We start from the raw sequence: 17,978 nt of genomic DNA on the forward strand, positions 1-17,978 counted from the left end.
AGTACTTAAACGCACTTCTTCAACAACCCAACAGCCTCTCTGCGAGACCAAAACAGGTTCAAAAGACAAAACTCCTGATGCCTGCGGGAGATGTGCATCTACACTCCTCCTCTTTATTTGACAGCCTTTTTACTGAAAGATTTTTTCAACAAAATCAATCAGTTGGAGCTGTCAGTCGCCACTTCTCAAGCAGCGAGGGCGCGAACTATACGCATTCACACCAAACCGCGCAAGCACTTTGATGACAAAACGGTGAAAAAGATTGCCATCGGGACCGGGTGGTCAAAAAAACATCAATTCGGGCGAAAAAACAGGTGGTATTTCTTCTTGCCCAGGCGGACCACAAAGTAGTCATCATGCAGGGCCCTGCCGTCACTGAACACCCCAGCCGGGTCGCCATTGCTGTCCATGCCGATTGCCGCGCCATTGACCAGCACGGCACTGCGCCCTAGGGCATCCTTGACCGGTTTACCGGAAGGCGCCATGCCCGCATCCACCAGCAGGCTGATCAGGCTCTGCCCATCAAAGTCCGCGGGCAGCGTCGAAGAGGGAAGGCCATCGAGGCGCAGCTGCTCCAGGTCACCGGGAGACAGTGCATCGATATCACCGGAAAACAGCGCGGCAGAGATACGTTTGGCGGCGGCCAACCCTTCTTCACCGTGTACCAGCTGGGTAACCTCACGCGCCAGAATCCCCTGGGCTTGGGGCCGGCCAGCACTATCTCGGTCGGCGGCTTCGATGGCAGCAATCTCATCAACACTGAGGAAGGTGAAGTAGCGCAGAAACCTGTAGACGTCGGCATCGGCGGTATTCAGCCAGAACTGGTAAAAGGCATAGGGGCTGGTGCGTCCGGGGTCGAGCCAGATGGTTCCGCTCTCGGTTTTCCCAAATTTGGTGCCATCCGCCTTGGTCACCAGGGGCAGGGTCAGGCCAAACACCTTGGCGCGGTGCCGGCGGCGGGTCAAATCGACGCCACCGGTGATGTTGCCCCACTGGTCCGAGCCGCCGATCTGCAGGGTGCAGGCGTGGCGCCGGAAGAGTTCGGAAAAGTCCATTGACTGCAACAGCATATAGGAGAACTCAGTGAAGGAGATGCCTTCACCCTCGCGCTGAATACGCTGTTTTACGGACTCCTTGTTGATCATGTTGTTGACGGAGAAATGTTTTCCTATGTCCCGCAGGAAATCGAGCACGCTGAGATCCTGGGTCCAGTCGAGATTATTGGCGACGACGGCACTGTTTTCACCACAGTCGAAGTCGATGAACCCGGATACCTGGGTACGGATTTTCTCCACCCAGCCGGCAACCACTTCCGGGGTGTTCAAACTGCGCTCCTGCGCCTTGAAAGAGGGGTCGCCGATCAGACCTGTGGCTCCACCGACCAGTGCGATGGGTTTGTGACCCGCCGCCTGAAACCTCTTCAGCGTCAGCAGGGGAACTAAACTGCCTATATGAAGGGAATCCGCGGTGGGGTCGAAGCCACAATACAGGGTTCGGCTCTCCGACAAGTGCTGCGCCAACTCACCGTCACCAGTCGCCTGATTGATCAATTCGCGACGGTTCAGGTCTTCCAGCAGTGTCATGTCGACCCCAGCCATACTTTCCTCTCATTACCCGAATGTGAAACCACCGCCGGCCGGCGGCAAAATGCGCTGCAACATTACCGAAGTTTGCAGTAAATACAAGCGCGCGACGGGCGCCGTCACCAGCAGCAAAGCTGTGCGGGAAGGAACCTGCTATGAATACACCGGTCAATTATTCCGTGAATCGCGGCAGAAATTTTGCTATAAAGCCGCTTCGATGTTTGTTTTTTAGACACTTCAAACTGAAATCTTCGATAAAAAACAACAGCAGCGTCACCGTATAAGTCCATGCAGAATCATCGCAAATCGACACAGCAACGTTTGCCGGGTGCCGTGCGCCGGTATTTTCCCCGTACCCATGCCCTGACAGCCGGATTGGCCGGCTGCGCCCTGGTCCTGGCAGTGGCCCTCTCCACCCCCGAGGTACAGGCAAAACGCCACTCTCTCCCGGTGAATTTGCCGGCGACGGAGCAGCCGCCGGAACCGGGGCAGGTCCCCTCCTCCAGGCAGGCAGCAGAGGAGGCGCCACCACAGAATCTGAGCGCCAGGACACTGCAAATCCGCAGTGGCGACACCCTGTCGGACCTGTTCCAGCGCGCGGATGTGGAAATAGCGCAAATGTACGAGCTTCTGGGCAGCAATCCCGAGGCCAAGCATCTGGCCCGGCTGACCCCGGGGGAAGAGCTGACCTTCCACACCAACAGCGACGGGCAGCTGCAAAGCCTGGAGCTGCATAGGGATCGCCTGAATCTGGTGGAATTTACCCGCGACAATGCGGGTATTTACCAGTATGCGCTGCACCAGCGCCAGCCGGACAACTATACCGCCTACCGGCACGGGGAGATTGAAAGCTCGCTGTTTGTCGCCGGAAGTGCAGCCGGTCTGAGCCAGAACCTGATTATGGAAATGGCGGATATCTTCAGCTCGGATATCGATTTCGTGCTGGACATCCGCAAGGGCGACAGCTTCAACGTCACCTTTGACGAAGAGTTTGTCGAAGGGGAAAAGATTGGCAATGGCCCCATCCTCGCAGTCAGCTTTACCAATCAGGGCAAAACCTACAGTGCCGTGCGCTACATCGACAGCCAGGGCGACGCCAACTACTACACCCCTGAAGGCAAGAGTATGCGTAAGGCCTTTATCCGCACGCCGCTGGATATATTCCGCATCTCCTCCTCCTTCAACCCGCGGCGCCTGCATCCGGTGTTCAAGGTCCGCCGCCCCCACAATGGCACCGACTATGCGGCCCCGCGGGGCACTCCGGTGTACGCCACCGCCGACGGTCGCGTGATCGCATCCGGCTACAGCAAACCCAACGGCAACTATGTGTTTATCCAGCACGGCGAGCACTATGTAACCCGTTATCTGCACCTGAATAAACGCAAGGTGAAACGGGGCCAGCGGGTGAAGCAGCGCCAGGTGATCGGTACTGTCGGCTCCACCGGCTATGCCACCGGCCCCCATCTGCACTACGAATTCCTGGTCAATGGGCGCCACCGCAACCCCGCCACCATTGTGCGCAAACTGCCCAAGGCGAAGTCGGTTCCCGCCGCGGAAATGGCGCGCTTTAAAGCACAGACCCAGCCGTTGCTGGCGCAACTGGAAGGCTACCAACAGCCGGCTCTGGCCCGGAGCAGCCATGCCGACAACGACTCAAGCGTCAACTGAATGGCTGAACTCTTTGTCGGCCTGATGTCCGGCACCAGCGTCGACTCCATCGACTCGGTACTGGTGCGACTCGATGAACAGGATCCGATCAAGCCGGAGATAGTGGCTGCCCTGGGGCATCCCATCGCAGCAGAGCTGCGCCGGGAAATTCTGGACCTGTGCGCGCCTGGCCCCTCAGAACTCGACCGGGCGGGCCAGCTGGACCGGCAACTGGGGCAAACTTTCGCCGAGGCCTGTAACCAGCTGCTCGACCAGGCGGGGGTAAGGGCCGCTGATATCACAGCTATTGGCAGCCACGGCCAGACAGTGAGGCACAGGCCACCGGGGTCGGTGACCCTGCCCTTCAGCACGCAATTGGGCGATCCCAGCACTATTGCCGCACTGACCGGCATCACTACCGTGGCCGACTTCCGCCGGCGGGACATGGCCCTGGGCGGCCACGGGGCACCACTGATGCCGGCCTTCCACCGGGCGGTGTTTGCGGGCACAGGTGACCGCGCCGTGGTCAATATCGGCGGTATGGCCAATATCACTGAGCTGCCCGCTGATGGCGGCGTGCGCGGCTACGACACCGGCCCGGGCAATGTGCTGCTGGACTATTGGGTTCATCTCCACCGGGGGCAGGCCTTCGACCGGGATGGCGCCTGGGCCGCCTCCGGGCGGGTAAATCCCGGACTTCTCGGGCGCATGGGGGATGACCCCTACTTTATCCAGGCGCCCCCCAAGAGTACCGGGCGCGAGCATTTCAATGCCGACTGGCTGGAGCGCGCCTGTGCGAAGCTGGAACTCCCACCGGAGGATATACAGGCGACACTGGCGGAATTGACGGCGACCAGTATCGCAGACGCTGTGCGGGGATTTGCCGCCGCTGGTGAGTTGCTGATCTGCGGGGGCGGCGCCCACAACAGGGATCTGCTGGCACGCCTGGGCCGCCACCTGCCAGGCTGGTCGATCGCCGACACCGGCAGCTACGGTTTGGATGCGGACTGGCTGGAAGCCGCGGGGTTTGCCTGGCTCGCGCGCCAGGCGCTGCGGGGCCTGCCCGGTAACTGCCCGGATGTAACCGGCGCGAGCGCCAAAACGGTGCTGGGAGGCATCTACCCTGCCTGAACAGGGAGGGGCAGCAGGGCTTGTGAACAGGGCTAGATCGAAAAGGAGGAGCCGCAGCCGCAAGTGGTGGAGGCGTTGGGGTTGTTGACCACAAAGCGGGATCCGGAAAGCCCCTCCTCATAGTCCACGCTGGCACCCACCAGGTATGGATAGCTCATGGCATCCACCAGCACCTGAATCCCACCCTTTTCCACCAGGGTGTCGTCCTCGGCCACCAGCTCGTCAAAGGTAAACCCATACTGGAAACCGGAGCAGCCACCACCGGTGACGAAAACCCGGAGCTTAAGCTGCGGGCTGCCCTCTTCTTCCAGCAGGCTTCTCACCTTGGCAACAGCCTGGTCGGTCACGTTCAGCGGGTCGGGAGAAAAAGATACAGCTTCTGACATAGGCCTCTCTCAGCAGGGTTGCGCCCACACTTTGCGTGAGCACAGGGGGCATGGCCCGATCCGCATCTTGCTAAACCCAATTAAAATAGTCAAGTATTACCGGACTCCAAGTGCGACTTGCGCCGATACTTGAAGCCGCCAAATCTGGTTATTTAGTCTGACTCGCCAACGGCCTCTTCCACATATTCCAGCATGCGCGGCTCACCGGTGCCGTCGATATCGATGTTGGAGACCAGGGAGCCATTGACCTGAGCACCTTTGACCATTTCGATCAGCTTGTAGTGGACATTGCCCTCCACCATCGCCTTGGACGAAAGCTCCAGGTGGCGAACAGCATAAACGTCTCCCTTGACGTTGCCGTTGATCACCACGTGCGGCACGCGGATTTCGCCTTCCACCATGCCCCCATCGACGATCTGCAGTCGCGCGTCACTGTCACTGTGAGCGCTGACATTGCCCTTCACCTTGCCTTCGATCACCAGATTGCCGCGGAAATGCAAATCCCCGGATACCTCGGTTTGGCGCGCAATTAATGTCGTGTTGTTGTTTCCGGAATTCGCCATAGTTGTCGTCTTCTCTTTCTTTCTCAACATAACCCAATCAAAACCTCTTGTTTGCAGCCCCGCGGCTAGCTTTTCTGAACCAGCCAGCCGTAGCGCTGCTCTATATTGAAACCCTTGCGCCCGCTCGATTTAAGCGACAGCTCGACACCCTCGGGGACAAAGCCCTCGGGCAACTGTAGCTCGCCCTCGATATTTTGGAAGTACTTGAAGCGCAGCGGTATCTTCTCGTTATCCACCTGCAGTGAAAGCTCGCTGAGGGGGTAGCGCATAGGCTCCCCATTCTGATCGCCCACCACGATAAAAGTTGCCTGGCCGGTCACCACACTGTGTCGCATTGTCGACTGCTGTACCAGTAACTTGTACTGAAAACGGCGGGGGTCAGCGGTATGGGAGAGACTGAAGCGGCCGATGGAAACCCCTTCGCTACCATCGGTGGGGGCCATCAAGCCCCGGTAAAAGGAGATTTCCTGCTTCAGTTCGGCAATGCGGCTTTCCCGCTCCACCAGTTCCTCGCGAACCTTTTCACCCGCCCTTTCCCCGATGGTCAGAGACTGCTCTGCGGTGGCCACCCGCAGCCGCAGCGCTTCATTCTCGCGCTTGAGGCGGTTCAGTGTTTCCACCGCCTGCTCATGGGCGAGTGTCTTCTGGTCGAGGCCCCGCCGCAGATGGTATTGGCCGGCGTAATAAGCCGCGGCGGATGTCCCCAGCAGCAGTAGCGCCATCCCCACCACGGACAGGGTTCCGGCGAATGGACGGTGCCGCACCACCTTCATACGGTACTGTTTGCTGCCTTTAACTTTGTGCGCCATGTGAACCGCTGAATCTGTGTCCTGGGGTTAGGGGTGGTTGAATAATATGCCGATTCTAAGGCAGCAACGCCGGGCTCTCCAGCCCCTGGGTCTCATCCAGGTCAAACATGATGTTCATATTCTGGATCGCCTGGGCGGAAGCCCCCTTGGCCAGGTTGTCGATCACCGACAATACCACCACTGTATCCCGCTGCTGTGGCCGCAGTACGGAAATACGACACATATTTGTCCCGCGCACACTGCGGGTCTGGGGATGACTGCCCATGGGCATCACATCCACAAACGGCTCATCCCTGTAACGGCGCTCGAACAGCTGCTGTAGCTGTTCGCCGCCGGTCTCCTTCACCGCGGTGGCAAACAGGGTGGCGTGAATGCCCCGCACCATCGGCAACAGGTGCGGCACAAAGGTGACCCGGGCAGACTCGGCTCCCCGGGGCCGTGCACGGTTGAGTCCCTGCTCGATTTCCGGCAGGTGGCGGTGTCCGGCTGCACCATAGGCGCGGAAGTTGTCACTGTTTTCCGCCAACAGCAGATCCACCCTGCCCTGCCGGCCCGCACCGCTGGCACCACTGGCGGCACTGGCGACCAGTTGCCGCGGGTCCACCAGTGCGGCCTCCAGCAGGGGAATCCAGCCCAGCTGGATGGCGGTGGGGTAGCAGCCGGGACAGGCGATCAACTGCGCGCGGGCAATTTCGGCACGGTTGACTTCCGGCAGGCCGTAAACCGCCTGAGCTGTCAGTTTCGGCGCCGCATGTGGCTGGCCGTACCAGTGCTCCCAGGCACCGACGTCGCGCAGGCGGAAATCGGCGGACAGGTCGATTACCCGGACACCGCGACTGATCAGGGTGGGTACCAGAGCCTGGGCGACCCCGTGAGGGGTGGCAAAGAACACTAGGTCACAGGCCGCCAGCGCAGCCGGATCCGGGTCGCTGAAGATCAGGTCGCAGTGGCCTCTGAGGTTGGGGAAAAGCTCCGCCACCGGAGTTCCCGCCAGTGAGCGGGAGGTAATTGCGGCCAATTCGACCCCTGGGTGCCTGCTCAGCAGACGCAGTAATTCCGCGCCCGTATAGCCGGTGCCTCCCACGATTGCTGCCTTGATCAAGTCTGCACCTCCGCACTTTTGCTCTGCGACCCTGTCGCCGGCCCACCCGGCGCATTGGGGGTCAGCACTCTACCATACGCGGGTCCCTTGCAAAGCACACAAGGTGCACGCCGGCCGGTCCCGCGACCGGTACAGAAAGGGATCCACTGGACAATACCGGCGGGGCCATTATCCTGCCGCGATCAGTCGAAACTTTTTACCGCGCCCCGTTGGCGACCGCACAATAAAGGAAATTTCATGCTCTGGGTCAAAGCCTTTCACTTAATGGCCATGGTTACTTGGTTTGCAGCACTGTTCTATCTGCCGAGACTCTTCGTGTATCACATAGACGCAACCGATGCGCTCAGCCGCGATCGATTCTGCATCATGGAGCGGCGGCTGTACCGGGCCATCGCCATTCCCTCCATGATCGCCACCATACTTCTCGGCATCTGGTTGATCAGTTTTAACCCCTCCTACTACAAAAGCGCCGGCTGGCTGCACGCCAAACTCGCCGTAGTGGTGCTACTGATCGGCTACCACCATGTCTGTGGCGCCTATGTGCGAAAATTTGCCGCCGGCACCGTGACCAGGAGCGGCCGTTTCTTTCGTATCTTCAACGAGCTGCCGGTACTGGCACTGGTGATTATCATTCTCCTGGCGGTGGTGAAGCCGTCTTGACCCAGGGGCTCCCGGCCGTCACTGTTAACCCGGCAACTTATTTTGGCTGCCGGGTTAACAGTGCAATAGGCGCAAGAAAAACCGGATGTGGCACCAAGGACAACTATTGACCCGATAATCCAATAAATGATCCTTCAACAGCCTGCCAGGGCTTGTTCAGCAGCCTGCTAGAATAACTCCATGCCATTACAGAGCCAGACCAGCGACCAATGGATACTTGCCAACCCATCGTGCTGACGGTCACCCATCACGATCCCTGTGGCAGTGCGGGTATTACAGCGGATACAGAGACTGCGGCCAGCCTCGGCTGTCATTGCACCTCGGTGGTGTCGGCCATCAGTGTCGGGGACACTGGCGAACTCCTGGGTGTGGCACCGGTGGACGACAGCCTGTTGATCGAGCAGGCCCGCGCTGTGCTGGAAGACATGCCGGTAGCAGCCATCAAGGTGGGCTACCTGGGCTCGGTGGAAAATGTGCGCGCGCTGCACAGCGTCTTGCGGGACTACCCGGATATTCCCCTGGTGATCGACCCGGACGCCACTCTGGCGGACAAAGAGAGTGTGCTGGCACCCCCCCTGTGGGAGGCCACAGTCTCCCTGTTGCTGCCCTACGCCACCATGGTATGCCCCAACCGGCGCGAAGCCAGGGCCATGGCGGTGGAAGCCGATGTTCTGGATGCCATGGCCCAGGAGTTGCTGGAAAATGGCTGCCGCTACCTGCTGCTGACCGGAGTACCCTGCGAACAAAAGCTACAGAACCGCCTCTACGATGTGCGCGGCCTGATCCGCGAGTTTCACTGGGAGCGGTTGCCTCCGGCGGCCTACGGAGTCTGCGGTACCCTGGCCACGGCCATCGCCTGCCATATCGCCCACGGCCTGACCATTATCGAGGCGGTCAGCCGCAGCCAGCAATACGCCTGGAGCGCGATCAGGGACAGCCGCCGCCTGGGCATGGGGCGGCCCATTCCCAACCGCCTCTTCTGGTGCGGGCGCTGAGCCGGTTCGGGTACTCCTCCCCCACCCTTGGCCCGCTACACCTAGGTAAAGCCCACCCAGCGCTGACTGACCATCCCGAGCCCGATTCAAACTCAGTTTGTCCTCACAGCCCCTGGCCGCGATAATGATGCGCCGGCTTTTTGGCCTTTTTCCAACTTCCAAATGAATTCTATGAGTAAATCCGAACAGCTTTTCGCACAGGCACAGCAGTTTATCCCCGGCGGCGTCAACTCACCGGTGCGGGCTTTCCGCGCGGTGGGCGGCACCCCTCTGTTTATCCGTCGCGCTGAGGGTGCCTACCTGTACGATGCCGATGACAAGCGCTATATCGACTATGTCCAATCCTGGGGCCCCATGGTGCTCGGCCACGCGCATCCGGAAGTGATTGAAGCGGTGGTGGAACAGGCCCAGTCCGGTCTGAGTTTCGGCGCCCCAACCGAGTTGGAGACAGAGCTGGCCGAAGAACTCTGCCGGGTGTGGCCCAATATGGACCTGGTGCGCTTCGTCAATTCCGGCACCGAGGCTACCATGAGCGCCATACGGCTTGCGCGCGGGTTTACCGGACGCGACAAGATAGTGAAGTTCGAGGGCTGCTATCACGGCCACTCGGATTCGCTGCTGGTTAAAGCCGGGTCCGGCGCCCTGACCATGGGGGTACCCTCCTCTCCCGGCGTGCCCGCATCCCTTGCGGACCACACTGTCACCTTGAGCTACAACGATGCAGAGGGGGTGCGCGCCTGTTTTGAGGAAATTGGCAACCAGATCGCCTGTATTATCGTCGAGCCAGTGGCCGGCAATATGAACTGTATCCCGCCGCTACCCGGCTTCCTGGAAACCCTGCGCGAGGTGTGCGACCAGCACGGCGCCCTGCTGATTCTCGACGAGGTGATGACCGGCTTCCGTGTGAGCCTGACCGGCGCCCAGGGTTTTTATGGTATCGAGGCCGATATCACCACCCTCGGCAAGGTGATCGGAGGCGGCATGCCGGTGGGCGCTTTCGGCGGCAAGCGCGAGATCATGCAACAGATAGCACCGCTTGGTCCGGTCTATCAGGCGGGCACCTTATCCGGCAACCCGGTGGCCATGGTAGCCGGCCTGGAGACACTGCGCCTGGTGGAGGAGCCCGATTTCTACGCGCCGCTGGTGGCCAAAACGGAGCGTCTGGTAGAGGGCGTCCTGGCCGAGGGCAAAGCCGCCGGTATCCCCATCACTGCCAACAGAGTGGGCAGCATGTTCGGCTTTTTCTTTACCGGCGAGCCCCGGGTGACCAACTACCAGCAGGTGATGGCCTGCGACAATGGGCGTTTCAACCGCTTTTTCCACGGCATGCTGGAAGAGGGCGTCTACCTGGCGCCAGCGTCCTATGAGGCCGGGTTTATGTCTGCCGCCCATAGCGATGCGGATATAGAGGAGACGATTGCCGCAGCCCGGCGGGTATTCGCCCGTCTCGACTGATTGCCGGCTGGCGGCGCATCCGCCAGGTGGTGGGCGCCGCCAGGGGATCTATGCCCTTACCGAGACAGGGCGATATGGAACCCCGGGCGGATGCACCTGGCTGACATCCAGGATAAGGGAAGCCATCATCTCTGCGGCCTTTTTCCAGGTCAGTCCCCGCAACTGTGCGGCGGCATTGCCGGCCAATGCCCGGGCCACTGGCACCTCATCCAGTAGCCTGGCACTGACCTGTGCCATTTCCCCCACACAGGATATATCGACGGTGGGTACCGCGGGGACCGCCTCCACGAAACCTACGGAGCGGGACGCCACTACCGGTGTTCCCAGTTGAATCGCCTCCACAGCGGCTATCCCAAATGGCTCACTCCGGGATGGCATCACCATTAACCGGCTATGGGCCAGAATTTCGGCCACTTCCGCCTGATCCAGGAAACCGTGGAATGAGACCCGCTTACCCAAAGTTTCCAGGGCCCGCAGCTGCAGTGAGTCCGACATATCCCCCGTGCCCACGATGGAGAATTCTATGGTGGCATCCCTCTGCGCCAGCAACTCGGCGGCGGAAAGAAAAATATCCGGACCCTTTTGCGTAGTCAGCCGCCCCACAAATGTGACACGCCGGGGCCGCTGTTCCAGAGGGGCGGGTAGGGGATGCTTTTCGAAGGCGGGAGTAATTCCATTGTGGACCACGGTGATTTTTGCCGGGTCCAAACCAAAGGCACGCACAATGCGCCGCTTGGTGTACTGGCTTACCGCCACTATCGCCGTCGCCTTTTCGAAAGCTTCCTGTTCAATCCTTACAATAACGGGATCCGGGCCGGTGGGCGCGCGATCAATCTCAAGCGAGTGCACATGCGCAATAAAAGGAAAACCGTAGCTTTGCTGTAGTCGCAATGCGGCTGAGAATGTCAGCCAGTCGTGGCTGTGGACCACCGAGCAGGGCTCTCGCCGACAGTATTCAACCAGTTGCTCCGCATAGGTTCTGGTCTCCACCAGCAACTCATCCGCCCCCAAATAGGCCGAAGCGACCCCTTCCCGCTGACGCTCAGATGTATCCGGCAGTGCCACCCTAATTGCAAGCTCATGCCTCAGCGCCATTTCCTCGCAAAGCCCCTTGCAGGCGACGCCCAGACCGCCGGAAATAAATGGGGGATACTCCCAGGCCAGAACCAGCACGGGCAGCCCGCCCGCGTTTCCAGCGGCCCTGCCATTTGGGGGAACCACCAGCCTGACTTTATTTTCGGTGGGGCAAAACTGATCGCGCATCTCAACGGACATGGAGCACCTCCACCCCAAGCGGAGGAAGCGAAAAGGTCAAGACCTCATCGACGATACTGGCTTCACCCGCCGACCGAAACAGATCGGCGGACAAATCCGGTTCGGAGCTGCTGATACCTGGAACTGACACTTTGTCCTCAAGGGTACAAAGGGTCCGGTTGATCAGCAAAAAAAGCGAAGCGGACAAGTCATGTGCCGGAATAGTGATGCAGACTACCTGTTGGGCGGCAACCTCCAAACAGGAGGACGCCTCGACATCGTATTTCTGGCGGGCCTGCGCCAGCCATACAATAAGGCGGTAAGAGGGTGTTTCTTCGCTGTAGGGTGAATAAGATGGGTGGTTCAGCTCACCGAACAGCCAGATACACTCGGGATTGGGGAACATATCCTCGCGGACATAGCAGTCGTGAGCGACAACACTATTGGATACCGGATCCCAGTAACTACCCAGAGAACCTTTAAATTCCTGTTCAGTTCCGTAGTAGATCACCGGCGTAAGGCGCCCCAGTATAAGAGCTGTGAGGCAGAGCTGCATCGCCGCCGGGGCCAGGGTGCCGAACTGTTCCCGCAGGGCGTGCAATAGGCGGGTTTGATCCTGGTTGTCCAGAAAAAGATAATCCCCACGCGATACGCCGACCCGCTTCGCCAGCCCCTCAAAGTCACTCAGGTAGTCGATAAATCTGCAGATTCCCTCACCACTTTCGAGCCCGGAGCGAAGATACTCATTGAGGGGAAACTGCAACATTCCGGAGAAGCCCGCCGTACGCCAATCCCTCAGTTCCTCTTCTTTGGTCACTGCGTGCTCGGCTATCTGTTCAAAGTCTGCCTTGCCGATGGCCCGGGCAAAAAGTTCGACTTCACGGATACACTCTTTCCAGTAATCGGGCTCCACATGCTTGACCGCGTCATAGCGGATACCGTCAAAATCGAACTCGGCAATCAGATACTTGATGTGGGTGATCAGCAGGTTTTGAACCTCCTGCTGCTCGGTTTTCCAGTCCTCGAGCAAGCCAAACAACCGGCAGCGGATTGGGTCCTGAAAGCTGTCCCCGTGAAACAGATCCGCTTGTCTCGCCTCCTCCGGATAGGGAAGCAGCGTAGCGGTGCTAAATGGATCCTCTCTCTGCTGGATGACTGGGGGGCCCCAGTCTTTGCGCACCAGGTGGTCCTCGTCACTCTGGGTGTAAAACTTGAACTTGGGGCCCTCCTCCGTTTGCCAGTCGATCATATCCCCAAGGTGATTGCATACCACATCAATCAAAACGCGAATGCCAAGCGCGTGGGCACCGTCAACAAAGGCCCGCAGATCCGCCGCTTCGCCAATAAGCGGATCCAACATAAAAAGGTGGAGGGGGTGGTACCCGTGATAGAGAAGGTTGGCGTTAAGGTATATGGGATTGATGAGAATGGTTGTGACGCCGAGCCGATGCAAATAATCCAGACGGCCTGTCAGTCCCGCCAGGTTTCCACCGTGGCGGCCAAATGGGGAATGCGCGCTGAGGAAGGACTCTTCAACCACCGGATCGAGCTTGCGGGCGCCGATCGCGAACCTGTCCAGCAGAAGAGAATAGATGATCTCGGATTTTTTGCGCGGCAGCTTACTGGGGCTTTTTTTTGGTACCGGGCCCAGCAGCCTGCGGTCATCACATTTCCATTCGCGACAGGGAATATCGTCCAGGTTGCGGGGGATCGTATCTGAAATGGCGATAAATCGTGTGAAGGGCAAAATACGGAGATCCGTATCTCTGACACCCAGACGATATATATAAAATCCCGCATCCAGATGAAATTCTGCATCGATGCGGATTCGGTTGCCCTGGCGCTGGACCTTTGCCGGAATTTCCACGGTACTATCGCCGCACCAGGCGTTGACTGCGAAAACCGGCTCCCCGCCTGTAAACAGAGCGGCATCGACATTGAGCCGGACTATGACCGGCTCCCGGGTGCGGAATATCCATCGGTTGGGTGCGGCTTCGATAGGTTCATAGTCCTCGTCAAACAACCCCATCAGCCTCGTCGGGTACCTACACAGCTCCGCCACACATCCACCCTTTTTTCAATTATTTTCAGGCATCAAAAGTATGTGCAGATGCGGCGCCATAATCAACCGTTGTCAATAATCCGCCCATCAAACGTCCGCTATCTGGAGTCTGTGTCCAGATTACTGGGAACAGACCCGGGCGACGCTTTTGTCAAGACGCACTGCCCCCGCAACCCCTCAAAATATGGCGCATCGGAAATCGAGCCGCTAGCGTTACAGTCTCATAGGGGGGCGGCCCGGTCCGGGCCCAAATGACCGTAAATTCACAGTCACAGCTGGCACAGCCCTGGGCCTGGCGACTAGCCCCCCGCTTCATAGCCTTCGATTTCTGTCATCTACACAAGGGGTTTGCCGGGGCAGTTTGGTATGATGGCGACCAGTTGTGGCCACAGATTTTTTGCGGCCCAGTCGATAGCGGAGCGATTTCCCCATGAGCCAGATTCTCAGCCGTGGCGCCTACCCCAACACCCGCCTGCGCCGCCTGCGCGCCCAGGAGTTTTCCCGCCGGCTGGTGCGGGAATCCCAACTCAGTTGTGATGACCTGATTCTGCCCCTGTTCGTGATCGAGGGTCGCAATACTTCCGGGCGGGTAGCGTCTATGCCGGGAGTGGAGCGCCTGAGTGTCGACCTGCTGGCGGACAAGGCCAGGACACTGCAGCAACTGGGCATTCCCGCCGTCGCACTCTTCCCGGTTGTGGATGCCGCCCATAAAAGCGATGACGCCCGCGCTGCCCACGATGCGGACGGCCTGGCTCAACGCGCGGTGCGGGCGCTAAAAGACGCAGTGCCGGAACTGGGGGTAATCACCGACGTGGCCCTGGACCCCTTCACCAGCCACGGCCAGGACGGCTTAATGGATCACAGCGGCTATATCGTCAATGACGAAACCGTGGAGGTGCTGGTGCAGCAGGCTTTGTCCCACGCCGCCGCCGGCGCCGATATGGTGGCGCCCTCGGATATGATGGATGGCCGCATCGGCGCCATTCGCACTGCGCTGGAGGGTGCTGGCCACACCAACACATTGATCATGTCCTACGCCGCCAAGTATGCCTCCGCCTACTATGGGCCCTTCCGCGACGCGGTGGGCTCCGCCGGCAATCTGGGGGGCGGCAGCAAAGCCAGTTACCAGATGGACCCCGCCAATACCGACGAAGCACTGCACGAATGCGCGCTGGACCTGGCGGAGGGCGCGGATATGGTGATGGTGAAGCCGGGCATGCCCTATCTGGATATAGTGCGGCGGGTAAAGGACGAACTGCGGGTGCCCACTTTCGCCTATCAGGTGAGCGGCGAGTACGCCATGCACTGCGCTGCGTTTGAAAATGGCTGGCTGCAACGCGAGGCGGTAATCCTTGAGTCGCTGCTGGCCTTCAAGCGCGCCGGCGCCGACGGTGTGCTCACTTATTTCGCCGAGGAGGCGGCCCGACTGCTGCAGGGCTAAGGCTCAGCCCGCCGCGCCGGACGCAGGTTGGATTTTTCTATTCAGCGGTAACCGCGATGGGCCGGGCCGGCGGATTGCAAGAGTCGCGCATATCAGGGCCACTGGTCATCCTCTGCCGGCGGCCAGGGCTGGGCTTCCTCCACCGGAGCTCCCTGCTGCCGGCTGCGGCGCAGCTCTTCCTGGCGGCGAAACCGCTCTTCAATCAGGCGCCGCTCCTCGGCCGCGCGGCGCTCCTCCTCCCAGTAGAGGTCATCCCGGGTATCGCCCTGTTGATCCGGCTGCCGGTCCGGCCGCGGCAACTGCAGGGGCTCCTCCCGGTAGTCCGGCGATCCCTGGGGTGCATCATCCCGGTACAACTGCTCCTGCAGCTGCCTCTGCCGCTCCTGCTGGCGCTGCTCTTGCCCCGGGTCCACCCCCCAGCCAGGGGTCATTTCCTCGAAAGGTGCCGCCTCTGTGGAGTCTTTACGGTCAAACAAGTCGCGGAACCAGCGGAAACGATCCCGTGCCACACACTCCGGTGCCGCCTGTAACTGGGTCTCATAGGAGAAGGGGATTTCTTTACCGCCGCGGCAGTAGCGCGGGTCCATATACTGGCCGCGCCGGTTGACCGGCTTGAACTCAACCCCCCGCGGCGCCTCGATGCGACCGTGGCGGTGCGGCAGCTTGCGCATGATGTCGGTCCAGATGGTCAGCGCACCGCTGGCCCCGGTGAGGCTGGTGCGTTCATTGTCGTCGCGGCCGAGCCAGACTACGGCGGTAACATCGGGGGAGAAGCCCGCAAACCAGCTGTCGCGGTAGTTGTTGGTGGTGCCGGTCTTGCCGGCAAAAGCCACACTGTCCGGCAGCGTCCGGTAGGCACTGCGGCCGGTGCCCTGGCGCATCACCTGTTCGAGGCCATAGCGCAGCAGGTAGGCCGGCACGGCATCCACGCCCCGGTCGGCGCGGCGGCGAAAATACTGCACCTGCCCGCCATCCGCATCGGAAACCGCCAGCAGGGTGCGCAGGCGCACATTCTCCCCCTGATTGGCGATGGTCTGGTACATGCCGGCCACTTCGAAGGGTGTCAGCTCGGCGGCACCCAGAAACAGGGAGGGCAACCGCGGCAGCTTGGCCTGTACACCGAGGCGGCGCAGGGTCTGCCGCACATTTTCCACCCCCAGGTCCATTCCCAGACGCGCGGCGGCCTGGTTGTAGGACTTTGCCAGGGCCAGGTAGAGGGGTGTCAGGCCGTGGCTGCGGTTGTCGAAGTTGGCCGGCATCCACACCTCGCCATTGTCACCCTCGACGCGTATCGGCGCATCTTCGATGAGGGTGGCCAGGTTGTATTGATAGGGGCGCTCCAGAGCGGTGAGAAAAACCGCCGGTTTGATCAGGGAACCCACCTGGCGCCGCGCCTCCAGGGCGCGGTTAAAGCCCGGGTAGTGGGGGCGGCGGTCACCCACCATCGCCAGGATGTCACCGCTGTGACTCTCCAGCACCACCGCCGCCGCCTGCAGGGAGTTTTCCCGCAAGCCCCGGTCCTGCTCCAGTTTGCCGGCACCCCCGCTGATGGCCTTTTCCGTCAGCTTCTGCACCGACGGTGCCAGGGTGGTGTAAATCCGCAAGCCGGCAGTGCGCAGTTCCTCGTAGGAATAGTAGGGACGCAGCTCCTCCAGCAACCGCTCGGTAAAAGCGGGATAGGGATTTTGCGCCGAGCCGCCGGCAGCGGCCACTTCCAGTCCGCGGGCCCGGTAGCGCTGGTGCTGCTGGGGTGAGATGAGCCCCTGCTCCAGCATCACATCGAGCACGATATTGCGCCGCGCCAGTGCCCGCTCCGGATGGCGCCAGGGATTGTAGTAGGAAGCACCCTTGGCGAGCCCGACCAACAGCGCCATCTCGTGGGGCTCCAGCGTATCCAGCGGTTTCTGGAAATAGAATTCTGACGCCAGGCCAAAGCCGTATATGGCTCGACTGCCCTGCTGTCCCAGCCATACCTCGTTGACGTATTCCTGCAGGATATAGGGCTTGTCGTAATGGATCTCCATCAGCACTGCCATCAGCGCTTCGTTGAACTTGCGCCACAGGCTCGGCTTGTGATCGAAGAATATGTTTTTAACCAGCTGCTGGGTAATGGTGGAGCCGCCCTGCACCACCGTCCCCGCCTTCAGGTTGGCCGCCATGGCCCTGACGATGCCCCGCGGCGATACGCCAAAGTGCGCGAGGAAGTTCTGGTCCTCAACCGCGATCACGGTGTTGGCCAGCATCGGCGGGATATCGGCGAAGCGCACCGGATCCCGGTCATCGCCGCCACCGAGCAAAGTGCCGATGCCCGCCGCGTCGAGACGGAACGTCTGCAGCGCACCGCCGCTCTCGTCGGTCAGGTTGCTGAGTTCGTCATTGCGCAGGCGAAACGTCGCCACCGCCGCAGGTTCGCGCCCGTCGGCATGCACGAAGTCGCGCCGCCAGACCCGATAGTTCATCCCCGAGCGGGACCACTGGCCCGGCTCCGAAAGCTGGTCGACGGGGCGGTATTTTAACGCGGCAAACTCCACCTCCAGCTCGTCCGGTCGCATCACCATGCCCTCCCGGAGGACCAGCGGCCGGGCGAAAACCCGCGCCGGAAGCTGATACTGCCGACTGTCCAGTCGCTCCCGCAGCTGCACGTCCAGATACACCATATAGCCGGCCAACACCAGCACCCCCACCAGCGCGAGCAGACCGAGGCGTACCATCCAACGGTAGAGTCTGGGGGGTTTGGACGCTTTTCTGCGCCGGCGTTTCGTCGCTGCCATAGAGATGCAATACCAAGCTTGTGGGTGAACTATAGATAAGGCGTCACCACTGCGTACCCGTGGATTGACCTCGAAGACGGGCGTGGGTTTCACCGCTGCCCGCGGGTGGGCCATTTATA

Annotated in this window: 16 protein-coding genes; 8 read left to right on the forward strand and 8 right to left on the reverse strand. The window is 60.5% G+C overall.

Annotation, left to right across the window (positions count from 1 at the left end; genetic code table 11):
* Positions 1-242, forward strand: a 242-nt coding sequence (locus AB1S50_RS06655) for a hypothetical protein (protein WP_367149740.1), incomplete at its 5' end; no start/stop codon positions are given.
* Between the two features lie 51 nt (positions 243-293).
* Here the strand turns inward: AB1S50_RS06655 and tyrS are convergent.
* A complete protein-coding gene (gene tyrS / locus AB1S50_RS06660) occupies positions 294-1,598 on the reverse strand; it encodes a tyrosine--tRNA ligase (protein WP_367149741.1) in 1,305 nt (434 codons plus the stop codon).
* On the opposite strand from tyrS, the gene AB1S50_RS06665 reads away from it, so the two are divergent.
* Genes AB1S50_RS06665 through AB1S50_RS06675 form a run of 3 tightly spaced genes read left to right on the forward strand, consistent with a single transcriptional unit; the run spans position 1,582 to position 4,361 of the window.
* Complete coding sequence (locus tag AB1S50_RS06665; RefSeq protein WP_367149742.1) at positions 1,582-1,815, forward strand: hypothetical protein; 234 nt, start codon at positions 1,582-1,584, stop codon at positions 1,813-1,815. The genes tyrS and AB1S50_RS06665 overlap by 17 nt on opposite strands.
* Before the next feature lie 56 nt (positions 1,816-1,871).
* Positions 1,872-3,251, forward strand: a complete 1,380-nt coding sequence (locus AB1S50_RS06670; protein WP_367149743.1) for a peptidoglycan DD-metalloendopeptidase family protein — start codon at positions 1,872-1,874, stop codon at positions 3,249-3,251.
* Entirely contained in the window at positions 3,252-4,361 is a 1,110-nt protein-coding gene (locus AB1S50_RS06675; protein WP_367149745.1) for an anhydro-N-acetylmuramic acid kinase, read from the forward strand.
* 32 nt (positions 4,362-4,393) lie between these two features.
* Here AB1S50_RS06675 and erpA read toward each other — a convergent pair whose 3' ends face one another.
* From erpA to argC, 4 genes are all read right to left on the reverse strand, one after another.
* Positions 4,394-4,747 (reverse strand): iron-sulfur cluster insertion protein ErpA, encoded by a 354-nt coding sequence (gene erpA, locus AB1S50_RS06680; RefSeq protein WP_367149746.1) that lies wholly within the window; start codon positions 4,745-4,747, stop codon positions 4,394-4,396.
* Between the two features lie 152 nt (positions 4,748-4,899).
* Complete coding sequence (locus AB1S50_RS06685) at positions 4,900-5,310, reverse strand: bactofilin family protein (RefSeq protein WP_367149747.1); 411 nt, start codon at positions 5,308-5,310, stop codon at positions 4,900-4,902.
* A gap of 65 nt (positions 5,311-5,375) precedes the next feature.
* Positions 5,376-6,119 carry a DUF6776 family protein gene (locus tag AB1S50_RS06690; protein WP_367149748.1) on the reverse strand — a complete coding sequence of 248 codons (744 nt, stop codon included), beginning with the start codon at positions 6,117-6,119 and terminating at the stop codon, positions 5,376-5,378.
* A gap of 55 nt (positions 6,120-6,174) precedes the next feature.
* Positions 6,175-7,221 (reverse strand): N-acetyl-gamma-glutamyl-phosphate reductase, encoded by a 1,047-nt coding sequence (gene argC, locus AB1S50_RS06695; RefSeq protein WP_367149749.1) that lies wholly within the window; start codon positions 7,219-7,221, stop codon positions 6,175-6,177.
* A gap of 237 nt (positions 7,222-7,458) precedes the next feature.
* Between argC and hemJ the strand changes: the two genes are divergently transcribed.
* From hemJ to hemL, 3 genes are all read left to right on the forward strand, one after another.
* Positions 7,459-7,881, forward strand: coding sequence for a protoporphyrinogen oxidase HemJ (hemJ, locus tag AB1S50_RS06700; RefSeq protein ID WP_367149750.1), 423 nt, complete (start codon positions 7,459-7,461; stop codon positions 7,879-7,881).
* 209 nt (positions 7,882-8,090) lie between these two features.
* Positions 8,091-8,876, forward strand: a complete 786-nt coding sequence (thiD, locus tag AB1S50_RS06705) for a bifunctional hydroxymethylpyrimidine kinase/phosphomethylpyrimidine kinase (protein WP_367149751.1) — start codon at positions 8,091-8,093, stop codon at positions 8,874-8,876.
* 171 nt (positions 8,877-9,047) lie between these two features.
* Complete coding sequence (hemL, locus tag AB1S50_RS06710; RefSeq protein ID WP_367149752.1) at positions 9,048-10,331, forward strand: glutamate-1-semialdehyde 2,1-aminomutase; 1,284 nt, start codon at positions 9,048-9,050, stop codon at positions 10,329-10,331.
* 48 nt (positions 10,332-10,379) lie between these two features.
* On the opposite strand, the gene AB1S50_RS06715 is transcribed toward hemL, so the two are convergent.
* Entirely contained in the window at positions 10,380-11,606 is a 1,227-nt protein-coding gene (locus AB1S50_RS06715) for a glycosyltransferase family 4 protein (RefSeq protein WP_367149754.1), read from the reverse strand.
* Positions 11,596-13,647: an alpha-amylase family glycosyl hydrolase gene (locus AB1S50_RS06720; RefSeq protein WP_367149755.1), complete on the reverse strand. Its 2,052-nt coding sequence runs from the start codon at positions 13,645-13,647 to the stop codon at positions 11,596-11,598. Before AB1S50_RS06720 ends, AB1S50_RS06715 begins: the two co-directional genes overlap by 11 nt.
* Before the next feature lie 430 nt (positions 13,648-14,077).
* Between AB1S50_RS06720 and hemB the strand changes: the two genes are divergently transcribed.
* Positions 14,078-15,088: a porphobilinogen synthase gene (gene hemB, locus AB1S50_RS06725; RefSeq protein WP_367149756.1), complete on the forward strand. Its 1,011-nt coding sequence runs from the start codon at positions 14,078-14,080 to the stop codon at positions 15,086-15,088.
* Positions 15,089-15,180: 92 nt separating this feature from the next.
* Here hemB and mrcB read toward each other — a convergent pair whose 3' ends face one another.
* Entirely contained in the window at positions 15,181-17,973 is a 2,793-nt protein-coding gene (gene mrcB, locus AB1S50_RS06730; RefSeq protein ID WP_367149757.1) for a penicillin-binding protein 1B, read from the reverse strand.
* Positions 17,974-17,978: the final 5 nt, after the last annotated feature.

This window comes from Microbulbifer discodermiae (genome assembly GCF_040742695.1).
Lineage (GTDB): Bacteria > Pseudomonadota > Gammaproteobacteria > Pseudomonadales > Cellvibrionaceae > Microbulbifer.

Bases quoted from the DNA above. Each gene is read 5' to 3' on its own strand.
- AB1S50_RS06665 (WP_367149742.1), top strand. From the start codon at position 1,582: ATGTCGACCCCAGCCATACTTTCCTCTCATTACCCGAATGTGAAACCA.
- tyrS (WP_367149741.1), bottom strand. From the start codon at position 1,598: ATGGCTGGGGTCGACATGACACTGCTGGAAGACCTGAACCGTCGCGAA.
- AB1S50_RS06670 (WP_367149743.1), top strand. From the start codon at position 1,872: ATGCAGAATCATCGCAAATCGACACAGCAACGTTTGCCGGGTGCCGTG.
- AB1S50_RS06675 (WP_367149745.1), top strand. From the start codon at position 3,252: ATGGCTGAACTCTTTGTCGGCCTGATGTCCGGCACCAGCGTCGACTCC.
- erpA (WP_367149746.1), bottom strand. From the start codon at position 4,747: ATGTCAGAAGCTGTATCTTTTTCTCCCGACCCGCTGAACGTGACCGAC.
- AB1S50_RS06685 (WP_367149747.1), bottom strand. From the start codon at position 5,310: ATGGCGAATTCCGGAAACAACAACACGACATTAATTGCGCGCCAAACC.
- AB1S50_RS06690 (WP_367149748.1), bottom strand. From the start codon at position 6,119: ATGGCGCACAAAGTTAAAGGCAGCAAACAGTACCGTATGAAGGTGGTG.
- hemJ (WP_367149750.1), top strand. From the start codon at position 7,459: ATGCTCTGGGTCAAAGCCTTTCACTTAATGGCCATGGTTACTTGGTTT.
- thiD (WP_367149751.1), top strand. From the start codon at position 8,091: ATGGATACTTGCCAACCCATCGTGCTGACGGTCACCCATCACGATCCC.
- hemL (WP_367149752.1), top strand. From the start codon at position 9,048: ATGAGTAAATCCGAACAGCTTTTCGCACAGGCACAGCAGTTTATCCCC.
- AB1S50_RS06715 (WP_367149754.1), bottom strand. From the start codon at position 11,606: ATGTCCGTTGAGATGCGCGATCAGTTTTGCCCCACCGAAAATAAAGTC.
- hemB (WP_367149756.1), top strand. From the start codon at position 14,078: ATGAGCCAGATTCTCAGCCGTGGCGCCTACCCCAACACCCGCCTGCGC.
- mrcB (WP_367149757.1), bottom strand. From the start codon at position 17,973: ATGGCCCACCCGCGGGCAGCGGTGAAACCCACGCCCGTCTTCGAGGTC.